The sequence below is a fragment of the Novosphingobium sp. APW14 genome (genome assembly GCF_032337075.1).
Taxonomy (GTDB): domain Bacteria; phylum Pseudomonadota; class Alphaproteobacteria; order Sphingomonadales; family Sphingomonadaceae; genus Novosphingobium.
This window is the reverse complement of the sequence record NZ_JAVYAB010000001.1, coordinates 255,767-270,839: the sequence shown is the minus strand read 5'-3', so window position 1 is coordinate 270,839 and position 15,073 is coordinate 255,767. Positions and strand designations below refer to the sequence as shown.

General features: G+C 63.4%; 16 protein-coding genes. 8 read left to right on the top strand and 8 right to left on the bottom strand.

Annotation, left to right across the window (positions count from 1 at the left end; all coding sequences use genetic code 11):
• Positions 1–47 precede the first annotated feature (47 nt).
• From ribB to RQP55_RS01415, 3 genes are read left to right on the top strand one after another with little or no spacing between them, the layout of a single operon-like run.
• Complete coding sequence (gene ribB / locus RQP55_RS01425) at positions 48–1,349, top strand: 3,4-dihydroxy-2-butanone-4-phosphate synthase (protein WP_315608393.1); 1,302 nt, start codon at positions 48–50, stop codon at positions 1,347–1,349.
• Positions 1,349–1,768 (top strand): 6,7-dimethyl-8-ribityllumazine synthase, encoded by a 420-nt coding sequence (gene ribH, locus RQP55_RS01420; RefSeq protein ID WP_315608392.1) that lies wholly within the window; start codon positions 1,349–1,351, stop codon positions 1,766–1,768. Before ribB ends, ribH begins: the two co-directional genes overlap by 1 nt.
• Positions 1,765–2,685, top strand: a complete 921-nt coding sequence (locus RQP55_RS01415) for an aldo/keto reductase (RefSeq protein ID WP_315608391.1) — start codon at positions 1,765–1,767, stop codon at positions 2,683–2,685. The genes ribH and RQP55_RS01415 overlap by 4 nt, the downstream gene beginning before the upstream one ends.
• A 199-nt stretch (positions 2,686–2,884) precedes the next feature.
• Here the strand turns inward: RQP55_RS01415 and RQP55_RS01410 are convergent, their stop codons facing one another.
• From RQP55_RS01410 to eno, 5 genes are all read right to left on the bottom strand, one after another.
• Positions 2,885–3,412 (bottom strand): DUF1254 domain-containing protein, encoded by a 528-nt coding sequence (locus RQP55_RS01410; RefSeq protein ID WP_315608390.1) that lies wholly within the window; start codon positions 3,410–3,412, stop codon positions 2,885–2,887.
• On the bottom strand, positions 3,409–3,993 hold the full coding sequence (locus RQP55_RS01405) for a DUF1214 domain-containing protein (RefSeq protein ID WP_315608389.1): 585 nt from the start codon (positions 3,991–3,993) through the stop codon (positions 3,409–3,411). Before RQP55_RS01405 ends, RQP55_RS01410 begins: the two co-directional genes overlap by 4 nt.
• The gene (locus RQP55_RS01400; RefSeq protein ID WP_315608388.1) at positions 3,983–5,068 is read right to left on the bottom strand and encodes a hypothetical protein; all 1,086 of its coding nucleotides are present in this window, start codon (positions 5,066–5,068) and stop codon (positions 3,983–3,985) included. The genes RQP55_RS01405 and RQP55_RS01400 overlap by 11 nt, the downstream gene beginning before the upstream one ends.
• 107 nt (positions 5,069–5,175) lie before the next feature.
• Complete coding sequence (locus RQP55_RS01395; protein WP_315608387.1) at positions 5,176–6,252, bottom strand: phosphotransferase family protein; 1,077 nt, start codon at positions 6,250–6,252, stop codon at positions 5,176–5,178.
• Positions 6,253–6,329: 77 nt separating this feature from the next.
• On the bottom strand, positions 6,330–7,613 hold the full coding sequence (gene eno / locus RQP55_RS01390) for a phosphopyruvate hydratase (RefSeq protein ID WP_315608386.1): 1,284 nt from the start codon (positions 7,611–7,613) through the stop codon (positions 6,330–6,332).
• Positions 7,614–7,773: 160 nt separating this feature from the next.
• Here eno and RQP55_RS01385 point away from each other — a divergent pair, with 160 nt between their 5' ends.
• The 5 genes from RQP55_RS01385 (at position 7,774) to RQP55_RS01365 (ending at position 9,846) form a co-directional block, all read left to right on the top strand.
• A complete protein-coding gene (locus tag RQP55_RS01385) occupies positions 7,774–8,358 on the top strand; it encodes a hypothetical protein (protein WP_315608385.1) in 585 nt (194 codons plus the stop codon).
• A 31-nt stretch (positions 8,359–8,389) separates the two neighbouring features.
• The gene (locus RQP55_RS01380) at positions 8,390–8,776 is read left to right on the top strand and encodes a phage holin family protein (RefSeq protein ID WP_315608384.1); all 387 of its coding nucleotides are present in this window, start codon (positions 8,390–8,392) and stop codon (positions 8,774–8,776) included.
• Positions 8,773–9,111, top strand: a complete 339-nt coding sequence (locus RQP55_RS01375; protein WP_315608383.1) for a hypothetical protein — start codon at positions 8,773–8,775, stop codon at positions 9,109–9,111. The genes RQP55_RS01380 and RQP55_RS01375 overlap by 4 nt, the downstream gene beginning before the upstream one ends.
• Complete coding sequence (locus RQP55_RS01370) at positions 9,108–9,545, top strand: hypothetical protein (RefSeq protein WP_315608382.1); 438 nt, start codon at positions 9,108–9,110, stop codon at positions 9,543–9,545. Before RQP55_RS01375 ends, RQP55_RS01370 begins: the two co-directional genes overlap by 4 nt.
• A gap of 73 nt (positions 9,546–9,618) precedes the next feature.
• Positions 9,619–9,846 carry a DUF4170 domain-containing protein gene (locus RQP55_RS01365; protein WP_315608381.1) on the top strand — a complete coding sequence of 76 codons (228 nt, stop codon included), beginning with the start codon at positions 9,619–9,621 and terminating at the stop codon, positions 9,844–9,846.
• An 81-nt stretch (positions 9,847–9,927) separates the two neighbouring features.
• Here RQP55_RS01365 and greA read toward each other — a convergent pair whose 3' ends face one another.
• From greA to carA, 3 genes are all read right to left on the bottom strand, one after another.
• Positions 9,928–10,404, bottom strand: a complete 477-nt coding sequence (gene greA, locus RQP55_RS01360) for a transcription elongation factor GreA (RefSeq protein WP_315608380.1) — start codon at positions 10,402–10,404, stop codon at positions 9,928–9,930.
• A gap of 106 nt (positions 10,405–10,510) precedes the next feature.
• Positions 10,511–13,834 carry a carbamoyl-phosphate synthase large subunit gene (gene carB / locus RQP55_RS01355; protein ID WP_315608379.1) on the bottom strand — a complete coding sequence of 1,108 codons (3,324 nt, stop codon included), beginning with the start codon at positions 13,832–13,834 and terminating at the stop codon, positions 10,511–10,513.
• Entirely contained in the window at positions 13,834–15,000 is a 1,167-nt protein-coding gene (gene carA / locus RQP55_RS01350) for a glutamine-hydrolyzing carbamoyl-phosphate synthase small subunit (protein ID WP_315608378.1), read from the bottom strand. Before carA ends, carB begins: the two co-directional genes overlap by 1 nt.
• Positions 15,001–15,073 lie beyond the last annotated feature (73 nt).

Sequence of the window (15,073 nt, the reverse complement as noted above, 5' to 3'; positions counted from 1 at the left end):
ATGTGATTTTCCTGTTCCATCACACTACGGTGTGATAGGCGAGTCGCATGTCAACAAATCTCATTGAACGCGTGCGGCGCCTCGTCACTGACGGGGGTATGTCGCGTGCCGGGCTTGCTCGCGCTGCCGGACTTCATGCCAATACCTTGCGCGATTGCACCGAGGCGGACTGGAATCCAACCGCCGAGACGCTCGGAAAGTTGGAGCGCTTCTTGTGGGACAGCGATGACGAGCCGGTGCTGGTGCCGATCAAGGACATCATCGAGGAAGCCCGCAACGGGCGGATGTTCATCCTGGTTGACGATGAGGACCGCGAGAACGAGGGCGATCTGGTCATCCCCGCGCAAATGGCGACGCCGGATGCGATCAACTTCATGGCGATGCACGGGCGCGGCCTGATCTGTCTGACCATGACGCGTGAGCGGACTGACCAGCTTGGGCTTGAGCTGATGGCCCGTAACAATGGCACCCGGCACGAAACCGCTTTCACCGTCTCGATCGAGGCGCGCGAAGGCGTGACCACCGGGATTTCCGCAGGCGACCGCGCTCGCACCGTGGCCGTGGCGATTGATGCCAGCAAGGGACGGCAGGATATCGTTACCCCTGGCCACGTTTTCCCGCTGATCGCGCGCGATGGCGGCGTGCTGGTTCGCGCCGGGCACACCGAAGCCTCGGTCGACATTTCCCGGCTGGCCGGCCTTAATCCCTCGGGCGTGATCTGCGAGATCATGAACGAGGACGGGACCATGGCCCGCATGGACAACCTGATCCCCTTCGCCCGCAAGCACGGGCTGAAGATGGGCACGATCCGCGACTTGATCGCCTATCGCCGCAAGCACGACCATCTGGTCGAGCAGCGTGCTGAACTGCGCTTCCAGAGCCAGTGGGGCGGCGAATGGACGGCCTATACCTTCTTCAACAAGGCCACCGACGACGAGACCATTGCGCTGGTCAAGGGCCACATCACGCCTGACAAACCCACTCTGGTCCGCATGCACACCATGAGCATGTTCGTCGATGTCTTTGGTGAAACAAACGAACGCTCAGGTCTGCTCTCGCGCTCGATGGAAATCATCGCCGAGGAAGGCACCGGGGTGCTGGTGCTGATCAACAAGCGCATGCCAGGCATGGTTTCGCGGTTCATCGAATTGCGACACCAGGGCAAGGGTGCGGGCGCGCCGGAAGTCGAGCAGCTTCGCGACTACGGCGTTGGCGCACAGATCCTTGCGGAACTGGGCGTGCATGACATGATCCTTCTTACCAACACGCATCACACCCTTGCCGGGCTCGAAGGCTATGGCCTGTCGATTGTCGGCGAACGGGCCATCACGGGAACGGCAGGCGAATAATGGCAAAATTTCTTATCGTCGAAGCGCGCTTTTACGACCACCTCAACGATCAGCTGATCGCCGGGGCCAAGGCCGCGCTCAAGGCAGCCGGCCATCAGGCTGACGTGATCACCGTGCCCGGCGCGCTGGAGATCCCTGGTGCGATCGTGCTGGCCGATCAGGCCCAGCTCTATGATGGCTATGTCGCGATTGGCGTGGTGATCCGGGGCGAAACCTATCACTTCGAAATCGTTGCGGGCGAAAGCGCGCGCGGGATCATGGCGCTGACCATGGATGGCATGGCCATCGGTAACGGCATCCTGACGGTTGAGAACGAAGCCCAGGCGCTCGTTCGCGCTGATCCGGGCCAGAAGGACAAGGGCGGCGAAGCAGCCAAGGCCGCGATTGCCCTGTTCGAACTGCGCGAAAAGTTCGGATGAGCGCGAACCCCGCCATCTCCGGCATCCCGCTGGTCCTAGGCGGGAATGTCTTTGGCTGGACCGCAGACCGCGACACGAGCTTTGCCGTGCTAGACGCCTTTTACGAGGCCGGCGGGCGCATGATCGACACCGCCGACGTCTATTCGGCCTGGGTGCCGGGTCACAAGGGCGGCGAGAGCGAAACCGTGCTGGGCGAATGGCTGGAAAGCCGCGGCGTGCGGGCCGACATGCGGATCCACACCAAGACCGGGATGCTGGGCGCGGCCGAGCTTTATGCGCCGGAACGGATTGCCCAATCGCTGGACCGCTCGCTGGAGCGGCTGCGGACCGATTACCTTGACCTGTACTATGCCCACCGCGACTATGCCGAACTGGCGATTGACGAGATTGCCTCCGCTTTTGCGGCAACCGTAGCCAGCGGCAAGGTCCGGGCCATTGGTGCATCGAACTTTGACGCCGCCCGCCTAGGTGCTGCACTGCAAGCCGCCAAGGCCGGAGGTTATGCCGCGTTCCAGGTGCTGCAGAACGAATACAACCTGGTCTCCCGCGCGGCTTATCCGACAGACCTCCAGGCACTTTGCACCAGCAGCGGGATTGCCATGCTGCCCTTCTTCGGGCTGGCTTCGGGCTATCTCACGGGCAAGTACCGCAGCGCTGATGACCTTGCGCAATCGGTGCGCGGCACCCGCATGACCGAGCTGGTGACCAAGGGGGTGCCGATGCTGGCCGCGATGGATGCGATTGCGGCGGAAAGCGGGGCCTCGCACGCGGCGATTGCCCTTGCCTGGCTGCGCAACCAGCCCGGAATTCCGGCGCCGATTGCCAGTGCCACACGGGTTGAGCAGCTGGCGCAATTGATCGAAAGCACCAGGCTGGAATTGCGCGCCGACCAGCTTGCGGTGCTCACTGCCGCCTGATCGAGGCAAAGGCTGCACAAGGCCGCACAAGCGTACTCAGCGACAGCAAGCCAGCAACAGGCGGCGTCATAGCCGCGCACTCGCCCCTGCCGTTTGCCGGAAAAGCGCCGGGGGCTGAGCACTGCAGATGAAAGCCAAAAGTTGGATTTCGATCACATTGCGCACATTGCAGTGTGATTTATGTTGGAAATTGTAGGACTTACCCGGTCAGCGGCGCGCAGCTATCGGCGCGGCGGGCCTGGTCAACCTGGGCGAACAATTCCGCCGTCGGGGCAAGCCGCCGATCAAGGATGATGCCCTTGTCCGAAGGCGATTCCACCACCTGCGTGCCAGCGGGAACCGCCTGCCCCTTCCGCGCCAGGACAAAGCGGATACCTTGCGGGTACTGGCTGGTGTCCAGCGCAGCGATATTGTCCGTGTTGGCCGCAAAGACCGAGAGCGAGGCATAGCCCTGATTGGGGGAAGGTGCCGCCGTTACCAGCAGTGGGCCCTTGCTGAGATCATAGACGCAAGAGGCATAGGCCAGATCAGGCGAAGGCCGCACAACGCCGCGCGAATCCTTGGTGGTGCGCGGCCCGAACTTGAACTGGTTGGTGACCCCGTCTCCGCCGGAAATGCGCCCCATCGCAATGGTCATGAGCGCGTGCGGCACCGCCAGCACCAGCCCGACATGACCGACGATGGCACTGGCCACAAACAGACCCAGCAGCTTCACTTTCCGGTTCATGCTGCACCTCCGCAATCAAGCTTGGTCACCTTGGGCATCGGGATTGAGGCATAGTCCTGCTGCGCCTGCGTGCTGGGCAGGTAAAGCCGCAAGGTAATGTCATAGTCACCCGCTTTGCTGGTCGAAGCCCAGGCCCCGCTTTCCGGGCGCTTGGGCGAAAGCGTGGCCGTCCATTCCGACTTGCCATCCGGCTGCGCCTCGGTCTGGTCGAACGACAGGGCGTCATCGTTGTTGAGCGGCAGGTAGTTATCCGCTGCATAGACCGTGATCGACCACCAGTGCGCGGGTAGGGCCCCGCCGGTTACGCGATAACGGCAATCCTCGCGCAGGCGCGCGCCGCTGTCATCGGTGTTGCGGCTGAAGTAGATCGCCTGGCTCTTGTTCAGCGCCAGCAGGCCGGAAACCGCAACCCGGGCGCGGGTCCAGGGATCGGCATCGACCGAGCCGGTGACCTTGCTGCCGTTCCACCCGGAGTAGGTTTCCCCCTGCACCATGCCATGCTGCAAGGTGTACCAGCCCGACGCCGCGCCGGCCAAAAGCCCCGCGACGATCACGCCGGTGGTGATCAGTTTACCCGACATCCAAGAACTCCTTCAGGCCAAGCGGCGCATAGGGGCCGATAATCAGCTGCTCGAACACGCCCATTCCATCGCCATAGCGCTGCGAACGGACGCGCGAGACGAACTGGACGTGGTAGTTATCCATGGTGCGCGGGTCGCATTGCGCCAGACCGAAATCCTCCCGCTCGACCGCCAGTTTGCCGTGGTAAAGGCCGTGCCCCCATTTGGGCGAGGTATAGCCAAGACCGCGCATCTGGAACCGCCCCAGCAGTTCGAAGGTGATCGTGTCCGGCCCGTCCGGCGTTTCGACCGAGATCGTCCCGCCGCCGGGCCAGCGGGTTCCGGCTGCAAGGGGTGCGGCCATCCGGGCAGCGGGCGTTTCGTACAGTCCTTCAGCGCCGCTGCCATCGGGGGCAATCACCGCGCGGGTGTTCCAGGCATGGCCGCCGGCATCGGCGTTGATGTGGAAGAAGACCGAGCGGTCACCAAAGTTGAGCGGGGTCCATTGCCAGAAGAAACCGGGGATCACGCCGTGGCCGTGTGGTTGCTCATCACGCGCGCCGACCGGGCGCACACCCCAGGAGCGGTCACGGGTGCCGGCGGTGCCCGGCGCGCAATCCTGCCGTACGCCATCAACCTCGATCCATCCGGTGTAATGCCCGTTCTGGGTCAGCCGGGTGTAATCCATGAAGGTGCGCGGCCCGATCCGGTGGGTGAAGCGCGGTTCCTCAATCGGAAAGGCGCGGCCGGTAAAGGTCAGGTCGGCCTTCAGCCCTTCCCCATCGACCACCACGCGCAGCTGGTGCAGCGGCTCGATAATTTCGATCCGGATCGGTCCGACCTGCAAGTCAAGCCGCTCCATATTCAATTCGCGGCTGGCGTGGAGGTTGTATTGCACCCCGTCGCGGATCGCGGAAAAGTGGGCGTCTGCCACACTGAGGTGCGGATAGATGCCCAGCGCCACCGCGAAGAAGCCCGAACCATCCGGGGCATAGCCATTAAAGAAATAGCGATCGTAGAAGTTGCGATCGGTCCCGGCATAGGCGACCGGTTCGGGGGTCTGGTGCAGCGGAAAATCGTCGCCCTTGGTCAACATCTACCTATCTCCATTCACCCAAACCCGTTCGTGTCGAGCGTAGTCGAGACACCTTGCGAAGTGTCTCGACTACGCTCGACACGAACGGTGAAAGGGGCAGATTCAATTCACGTATTCCTGAGCTTGGCGATGCTGCCGTGTTGCAGCGCCAACGCGCAGCCGCCACGGGCCATCGACAGGAAGTTGGCATCGCCGCGGGTCGTACGCTCGACATAGGCAGCGCTGAACACGGCGGTTGAAACCCCGTGGAGCGCGCCGATCACGTAATCGTCCCAGATTGCATCGCGGGTCAGCGGCACGCCGCGTGCGCTCATCTCGGCGCAATAGAGATCGAGCAGTTCCCCTTCGTGCGCGCGGCGCAGGTCGTCGCCGATCCCGGTACCCAGGAAATAGCCGATGTCGGTCAGGCCATTGCCCAGCGCGACGGTCTGCCAATCGAGCACGGCGATCGGTTCCGCCCCGCCCTTGATATCGAACAGCATGTTATCAAGCCGGAAATCACCGTGGATCAGGCATTGCGGCGGCGCATCGCGCCCGAACCAGAGCGGGCCGGCTTCGGCCAATTGCTCGCAAACAGCCATGAATTCAGGCTCTAGGCTATCGGCATAGCGTTCGCGGAAGATCGCCTGGGCATTGGGATAGAGTGCCTGGACCTGGGCTGACTGCTCCGGCTTGGGCTGCAGCCATTCCGTGGCGAGTATCTCGGCATGGCCCCAGCTTGGTGCGTGGAGCGCCGCAGCCTGGATCACCCCGGCGCGGGCATCGGCGGGCGAACAGCTGGCCAGCTGATTGCCGCCGCGTGCGGGACCAAGGTCTTCAAACAGCAGGATGAAATCGACGCCATCTTCGGCAATTTCGGCGGCGATGGTTTCGGGGACCCGCACGCCAAGGTGGCGGTTCAATTCGCGATAGAAGCCGACTTCCTTGGCATAGAGGCCAAAGGCGGCGGCTGTGCCGCGGCTGGTCGGGTCGGCCGCGGGAAACTTACCGGCCAAGGTCGCCGGGCCAATACCTGCCTGATCGAAAGTCAGGTGGAAGCGGACACTGTCACCGACCTGGCCGGTGCCGATCGGTTCCCACTTCACAGCCGTGACCGCACCCTGCCCCATCAAGCCCGAAGCGCGCAGGCGCTCGGTCAGCCAGGCAGGCGTAATCGAATCTGGGTGCGACGGTATCGCTGTCACCCGGCCCTCTCCTCCGGTCGTTTAAACGAACGATTAAACGAGCCGGAAGCGGGTGGCAATGGACTTAAACGAGGGCCTCAGGCAAGTCGGCCGAAAGCAGCCGCACCGGCATAGCGCGCGGCATCGCCCAGCTCTTCCTCGATGCGGATGAGCTGGTTGTACTTGGCAAGCCGGTCAGAACGGGCGAGCGAGCCGGTCTTGATCTGGCCGCAGTTGGTGGCAACCGCGAGATCGGCAATGGTTGCGTCCTCGGTCTCGCCCGAACGGTGCGACATGACCGCGGTGTAGCCATTGCGCTGGGCAATGCTCACGGCGTCAAGCGTTTCGGAGAGCGAGCCGATCTGGTTGACCTTGACCAGCAGCGAATTGGCCAGGCCCTTGCCGATGCCCATGGTCAGACGCTTGGGGTTCGTCACGAACAGGTCATCGCCGACCAGCTGGACCTGATGGCCGATCTTGTCGGTCACGGCCTTCCAGCCTTCGAAATCGTCCTCGCTCATGCCGTCTTCGATCGAGATGATCGGATAGTCGTTGCACAGCGCGGCAAGGTAATCGGCCATTTCGACCGGGCTGAGCGAGAGGCCTTCGCCGCTGATCTCGTACTTGCCGTTCTTGAAGAACTCGGTCGCGGCGCAATCGAGCGCCAGCTTGATGTCGGTCCCGGCCTTGAACCCGGCCTTTTCGACCGAGGCCATGATGAAATCAAGCGCGGCGCGGGTGCTGGACAGGTTCGGGGCAAAGCCGCCTTCGTCGCCCACGGCAGTCGCCAGGCCCTTTTCGTGCAGGCCCTTCTTCAGCGTGTGGAACACTTCCGCACCCCACCGCACGGCTTCGGCCAGCGTCGGCGCGCCGACCGGCATGATCATGAATTCCTGGAAGTCGATCGGATTGTCGGCATGCTCACCGCCGTTGATGATGTTCATCATCGGCACCGGCAGGACATGGGCCGAAACGCCGCCGACATAGGCGTAGAGCGGCAGGCCGCGGGCATTGGCCGCAGCCTTGGCGACGGCGAGCGAGGTGCCGAGGATGGCGTTGGCGCCGATCCGGCCCTTGTTCTCGGTCCCGTCCAGCTCAATCATGACCGCGTCGATATCGCGCTGATCCTCGGCATCGCGGCCCAGCAGGGCATCGCTGATTTCGGTGTTCACGGCGCGAACGGCACCCAGGACGCCCTTGCCCATATAGCGGGCCTTATCGCCATCACGCAGTTCGACCGCTTCGTGCGCCCCGGTCGAGGCGCCCGAGGGAACCGCGGCACGACCGAACGAACCATCATCCAGCAGCACGTCAACCTCGACAGTGGGGTTGCCCCGGCTGTCAAGAATCTCGCGGGCGTGGATGTCGATGATCGCGGTCATGGCTGATTTACCCTTCATATGGCTCGGTTGGGCCGCTCCTAAGCAGCAGAGCCTTGGCAGGCAAGCTGCATTGCAGCATAATCGGCCTTGCAGCGCAGCCGTAGCGTTACCACATTTGTATTCATTGCCGCGTGTTGCGGCGCAGAAAAAGGCAAAGACCATGGCCAAGACCCCCGCCGCCGCGAAGAAGCCAACCAAGAGCACTCCGGCTAAAGCCACCGCCAAGTCGGCCGCCAAGAAGCCCGCAGCCAAGGCCGCCGCCGCCGGCAGCGCCGATACCAAGGCAAAGTTCACCAAGGCGATCGAGGAAGCCAAGGCCAGCGCCACTGCCCTGACCGCCGAAGCCAAGGCCAAGGCCGAGGGCTATCGCGACCAGCTTTCCGCCAAGAGCGCTGACTGGGTGGAAGAGGCGAAGGACATTGCTGGTCAGGCCAAGGGCCGCGCGGCGGACCTTGCCGTCGAAGGCAAGACCAAGGCCAGCGACGCGATCGCCACGCTGGGCAAGCTGGTGGGCGATAACGCGACCACGATCGATGAAAAGCTTGGCACCCGCTATGGCGACTATGCCCGGACCGCAGCCCGGACCATGCAGGAATCGGCGGCCAAGCTCGATTCCAAGGACCTGAACGAGCTGGGCGATGACGCGAAGGAATTCGTGCGCAAGAGCCCGGGCCTCGCGGTGGGCATTGCTGCTGCAATTGGCTTTGTGATTGCCCGCCTGTTCAAGGGATCGGCAAAGAACTGAGCCGCAACCGAGCCAGCCCCGGTCCTCGCTGATGGAACAGCCTGAAACGCCGCTTGTGCAGGACGCGCCAATCGACGCGGCCGAGCGTTCGCTTGTCGATGACGTGCGAGACCTTGTCAGCGATGGGCGCACCTTGCTGGAGGCGGAACTGGCCTACCAGAAATCCCGCGCGGCATTGGCGGGGCGCACCGCCAAGAGCATGGCGGGCTGGATCGCGCTGGCGCTGAGCCTGGTGTTCTTTGCCCTCATGGCGCTGGTCATGGGGCTGCTGTTGATCCTGGCCCCGCTGATCGGTGGACTGGGCGCTACGCTGCTGGTGGTGGCCGGATTGCTGGCGTCTGCCGCGCTTAGCGGCTGGGTCGCGGCGCGGCGCTGGCAGGCCATGTCACGCCGGCTGGCTGAGGATGACGCGGCATGAGCGGTTTCGAAACCGATCGCGCCAACCGCAAGGCTGCCTGGTCGCTGTTTGAAAATCGGCTGACCCAAGTGAAGGATGATCTTGCGGCGCGCAGCATCGGCGGGCGGATCGCGGCGAAGGCCAAGGACGACGCCCTGGCCATCGCGGATGAGGCGGTCGCGGTGGCCAAGGACAACAAGGGGCTGGTGGCGGCGACGATTGCCGCCTTGCTGGCGTGGTTCTTTCGCGAACCGCTGCTGGAGTTACTGTCATCCCGCAAAAACCGGCCAGCTCCGGTTCAGCCGGATCCCGCCAATGATGACTTTGACGAACTGACAAAGGAGCCGGCGCAATGAGCAGTATCGAACCTCGCCAGGAACGGATCGCCGCAAAGATCGCCGCCTCGCAGGAGCGGCTCGATCGCTACAGCCCCAAGCGGCCTGTGCTGCCGGCCAAGGATGCCTATCCGCCCGAAGACTATCGCTCGCTGATCGCGGAATATCCCTGGCTGGCCGTCGCTGCCGGCATGGGTCTTGGGCTGCTGGCCGGGGCGCTGACCCCGAAGAAGACCAGCAGCGGCTTCGGCAAGCGCGCGCTGGGCCTGGCCATGGCCGCGGGCGAATTGGGGCTCGCGCTGAGCAGGCAAGCCGGCGAACGTGCCAGCGAAGCAAGTCGCGACGGGCTGGCCTTAGCCAAGGATAGATCGCAGCAGATGCGCAATACGGCGCGCAGCACCGGGGCAACGATCGCGCGCGAAGCGATCAAGCTGGCAGCGCGGGTCCGGAAATAAACCTTCGTCCCCCTTGCGCGAAACGCAAGGAACGCTAAAGGCGCGCCATCCACCCTCCCCCGGGATATTTGCGATGAGCAACCAGAAACTTCACCTTGTGATGGGCGGCCGCGTCAGCGATCCGCAAACGCTTGAATTCACGGACCTCGCCAGCCTTGATCTGGTTGGCGTCTATGCAACCTATGCCGAGGCCGAAGAGGCCTGGCGCGACAAGGCGCAGCGTACGGTTGACGATGCCGAAATGCGCTATGTGGTGGTGCACCTGCACCGCCTGCTCGAACCGGAACAGCTCAAGCGGTAAGTGCGCCCCTGCACCGCAGGGACCACTTGGCAGATTGGCAGGTTTTGGCTGGGCCCCCGCCATGGCGGGGGCTCGCGGCAATCAGATGAATTCGATCTTCTGAACCAGGTACGAGCGGTCGCCCGCCGGCACGGTCACTTCGATTTCATCCTCAACCCGGCGGCCGATCAGGGCGCGACCGAGCGGTGAATTGTAGCTGATCCGGCCGAGCTTGGCATCGGCCTCGTAGGGGCCGACAATCTGGTACTTCACCGGCTTGTCGTCATCGTCGAGCAGCGTGACAGTCGCGCCGAAGATGATTTTGTCGCCCGAAAGCGTGGTCGGATCGATGATCTGCGCACGGGCTACCTTGTCCTCCAGGTCCGCGATCGACATTTCGACCTGGCCCTGGCGCTCCTTGGCAGCATGATATTCAGCGTTTTCGGAGAGATCGCCATGGGCGCGCGCCTCTTCAATGGCGTCCACAATCAATGGACGCTCATCGCGCAGAGCCTTGAGCTCGCCAATCAGCCGCTCATAGCCTTCCGCCAGCATGGGCAGCTTTTCAACACTTGCCATTCTCGCCTCTTTCTCCTGACCGCCCCGCGTAGCGACTAGAACCCTGCCCCGCATCCCGATGGGATTGCAGGCCTGGGGGTCGCGATGTGGGGAGAACGCGATCTACTCAAGCATAATAGTCTTGCAGGCTGCGAACTTCAAGTTTCGCCCCCCGCAAAGCTGCAATTGCCTCCGCCGCGGCAACGGATGCCGCCGCCGTGGTGAAGTATGGCACCTTGCCGGTCAGCGCCGAACCGCGGATCGACTGCGAATCCTTCAGGCTCTGCCAACCCTCGGTGGTGTTGAAGATCAACGCCACTTCGCCATCGATAATCCGGTCAACGATATGCGGTCGCCCTTCGGCCACCTTGTTGACCGCTTCGACCGGCACGCCGGCTTCGGCCAGGTATCGCTGGGTTCCGCCGGTGGCGATGATGGTGAAGCCCAAACTGACGAGCTGCTGCACCGCCGGCAGGATCACCGGCTTGTCGGTATCCTTGACCGAAACGAAGACCACCCCGCCCTGCGGCAGGACCATCCCGGCACCCAGCTGCGCCTTGGCAAAGGCTGTGGCAAAATTACGATCGATTCCCATGACTTCGCCGGTAGACTTCATCTCTGGACTGAGCACAGGATCAACCCCTGGGAAGCGCGCGAACGGGAAGACCGCTTCCTTGACCGCCATGTAATCAAGTTCACGCTTGAAGGGCGGGAAGTCCTTGAGCTTTTCGCCCGCCATGACGCGCGCGGCGATCTTGGCGACCGGCTGGCCGATTGCCTTGGCGACAAAGGGCACGGTGCGGCTGGCGCGGGGATTGACCTCGATCAGGTAAACCTCGCCATCCTTGACCGCGAACTGCACATTCATCAGCCCGCGCACACCCAGCGCCATGGCCAGCGCATCGGCCTGACGCTCCATCTCGGCCACGATCTCGGCGGACAAGCTATAGGGCGGCAGGGTGCAGGCGGAATCGCCGGAGTGGATCCCGGCTTCCTCGATATGCTGCATCACCCCGGCAACCACGACCTGATCACCATCGCACAGGGCATCGACATCGCATTCGATCGCATCGCGCAGGTACTGGTCGATCAGCACCGGGCTATCGCCCGAAACCTGCACGGCGGTGGTGATGTAATCATCCAGCTGGGCTTCGGAATCGACGATTTCCATGGCCCGGCCACCCAGGACATAACTGGGGCGCATCAGCACCGGATAGCCGATGCGGTTGGCCACGGCGACCGCCTCATCCCGGCTGCGGGCGATACCATTGGCCGGTTGCTTCAGCCCCAGCTTGTTCACCAGCGCGGCAAAGCGTTCACGGTCTTCGGCCAGGTCAATCGCATCGGGCGACGTGCCAAGGATCGGCACGCCGTTGTCTTCCAGTGTCTGCGCCAGCTTGAGCGGGGTCTGGCCGCCATACTGGACGATCACGCCCAGCAGTTCACCCTTGCTCATTTCAACGCGCAGGATTTCCAGCACGTCTTCACCGGTCAGCGGCTCAAAATAAAGGCGATCAGAGGTGTCATAGTCCGTGCTGACCGTTTCCGGGTTGCAGTTGACCATGATCGTTTCATAGCCGGCCTCTTCCAGCGCGAAGCAGGCGTGGACGCAGCAATAGTCAAACTCGATCCCCTGCCCGATCCGGTTCGGACCGCCGCCCAGAATAACCACCTTCCTGGCCCCGGACGGCGCAGATTCGCATTCCGGAGCGCCAAAGCTGGGCCCTTCATAGGTCGAGTACATATAGGGCGTGACCGCCTCAAACTCGGCCGCGCAGCTGTCGATCCGCTTGAACACCGGGTGGACGCCCAGTCGTTGGCGAAGCTCGCGCACTTCCTCTTCGCTGGTCGCCCCGGCCATGGCGCGCAGGGCATCGTGGAGCAGGCCGGAGCGGCGCGCGGAGGTTTCACCAAGCCCGCCGGCCACGTGGATCCCGCGCACCGCCAGGATCGCGAGGCGCTTGTCGGAAAAGCCCATGGCCTTGAGCCGGCGCAGGCCAGCTGCATCGGTCGGCAGACCATTTTCCATGATCACGGCTTCTTCGGCGATGATTTCGTGGATGTGGCGCAGGAACCAGGGATCGTAATGGGTGATCGCGTGGACTTCATCGACCGTGAAGCCTTCGCGGAAGGCCTGGCCCACGATCAGCAGCCGGTCTGGGGTCTGCTTTGACAGCGCCGCGATCATCGCATCGCGGCCCGCGCCCTCAAGGTGCAGCACGCGGTTGAAGCCATCGAGCCCGGTTTCGAGTCCGCGCAGCGCCTTTTGCATCGATTCCTTGAAGTTGCGGCCAATCGCCATCACCTCACCCACCGATTTCATCGCGGTGGACAGCAGCGGTTCGGCGCCCTTGAACTTTTCAAAGGCAAAGCGCGGGATCTTGGTAACGACGTAGTCGATCGACGGCTCGAAGCTCGCCGGGGTGGCCCCGGTGATCTCGTTGGTCAGCTCGTCGAGCGTATAGCCCACCGCCAGCTTGGCGGCGACGCGGGCAATCGGGAAGCCGGTGGCCTTCGAGGCCAGTGCCGAGGACCGCGAAACGCGCGGGTTCATCTCGATCACGATCAGGCGGCCATCCTTCGGGTTAACTGCGAACTGTACGTTCGAACCCCCTGTTTCCACACCAATTTCACGCAGCACCGCCAGGCTGGCGTTGCGCATGATCTGGTATTCCTTGTCGGTCAGCGTCAGCGCCGGTGCAACGGTGATCGAATCCCCGGTGTGCACGCCCATTGGATCGACGTTCTCGATCGAGCAGATGATGATGCAGTTGTCGTTCCGGTCACGGACGACTTCCATCTCATACTCTTTCCAGCCGAGCAGCGATTCCTCGATCAGAACCTCGGTGGTTGGGCTGGCATCCAGGCCGGAACGGACAATCGCCTCGAACTCGGCCTTGTTATAGGCCACGCCACCGCCCGTGCCGCCCAGGGTAAAGCTGGGGCGGATGATCGAAGGCAGGCCGGTGCGTTCGAGTACGGCAAAGGCTTCCTCGATCGTGTGGGCGACGCCCGAGCGGGCCGATTCCAGCCCAATCTTGTCCATCGCCTCGCGGAAACGCTGGCGATCTTCGGCCTTGTCGATCGCATCGGCATCGGCGCCGATCATTTTAACGCCGAACTTTTCCAGCGTGCCATCGTTGAACAGCGCCAGTGCGGTGTTAAGCGCGGTCTGCCCGCCCATCGTCGGCAGCACGGCATCGGGCCGCTCCTTCTCGATGATCCGGGCGACGATTTCGGGCGTGATCGGCTCGATATAGGTGGCGTCGGCGAATTCCGGATCGGTCATGATCGTCGCCGGGTTCGAGTTGACCAGGATCACCCGGTACCCCTCTTCCTTCAGCGCCTTGATCGCCTGGGTGCCGGAATAGTCGAACTCGCAGGCCTGGCCGATGATGATCGGGCCAGCGCCGATGACGAGGATCGAGGAGATGTCAGTGCGCTTCGGCATCAGGCGAGGCCTTCGATGAATTTCTGGAAGAGGTAAAAGCTGTCCATCGGACCGGGCGAAGCCTCTGGGTGATATTGCACCCCGAAGGCCTTCTTACCCCGAACCGCGATGCCGCAGTTGCTGCCGTCGAACAGCGAAACGTGGGTTTCCTCGACATTGTCGGGCAGCGCGGTGTTATCGACCGCGAAGCCATGGTTCATCGAGGTGATTTCCACCACGCCGTCTTCCAGCCGCTTGACCGGATGGTTGGCGCCGCGGTGGCCCTGGTGCATCTTGGTGGTCTTCGCGCCGGCGGCAATGGCCAGCATCTGGTGACCAAGGCAGATCCCGAAGATCGGCACGTCACGCTCCAGCAGGCCCTGGATCACCGGGACGGCATAGGCGCCCGTCGCAGCCGGATCACCTGGACCATTGGAAAGAAACACGCCGTCCGGCTCCAGCGCCAGCACTCCGCTCAGCGGCGTCTGCGCGGGGACAACCGTAACCTTGGCCCCGGCCTTCACCAGGTTGCGGAAGATATTGTCCTTCGCACCGTAATCGATCGCCACCACGTGCGGGCGCTGGTCATGCGGCGAACGGGCATAACCCTTGCCGAGCGACCAGACGCCGCCTTCCCAGTTCTCGATCGCTTCGCGGCTGACCACGCGGGCCAGGTCCATCCCTTCCAGCCCGGGCCAGTCGCGCGCGCGCTTGATCAGCGCGGGAATGTCAAACTTGCCGTCGGGCGCGTGCGCGATGACCGCGTTGGGCGCTCCGGAAAGGCGGATGCGGCGGGTCAGCGCGCGGGTATCGATCCCGGCGAGGCCAATCTTGCCCTTGGCCGCCAGCCAATCGCCAAAGGTGCCTTCCGACCGGAAGTTGCTGGGCGCGGTCACATCTTCGCGCACCACGCAGCCAACCGCGCCATCGACATGGCTTTCCAGGTCTTCCTCGTTCACGCCGACATTGCCGATGTGCGGGAACGTGAACGTAACGACCTGCCCGGCATAGCTGGGATCGGTCATCACTTCCTGATAACCGGTCATCGCGGTGTTGAAGCAAACCTCACCCACTGCGGCACCAGCCGCGCCGAAGCCGTGGCCCCAGAGGACCGTGCCATCAGCAAGCACAAGGACTCCCGTCGCACCCTGTGGCTGGGGTGCGTGCGAAGAGGCGGCGTCGGCCATGAAGAGGCGCTCCGAATAAAGGGGTTCCAGCGATGTCGCTAAGGCACCGCCGCTAGAGTGGAAGAACCCTAGC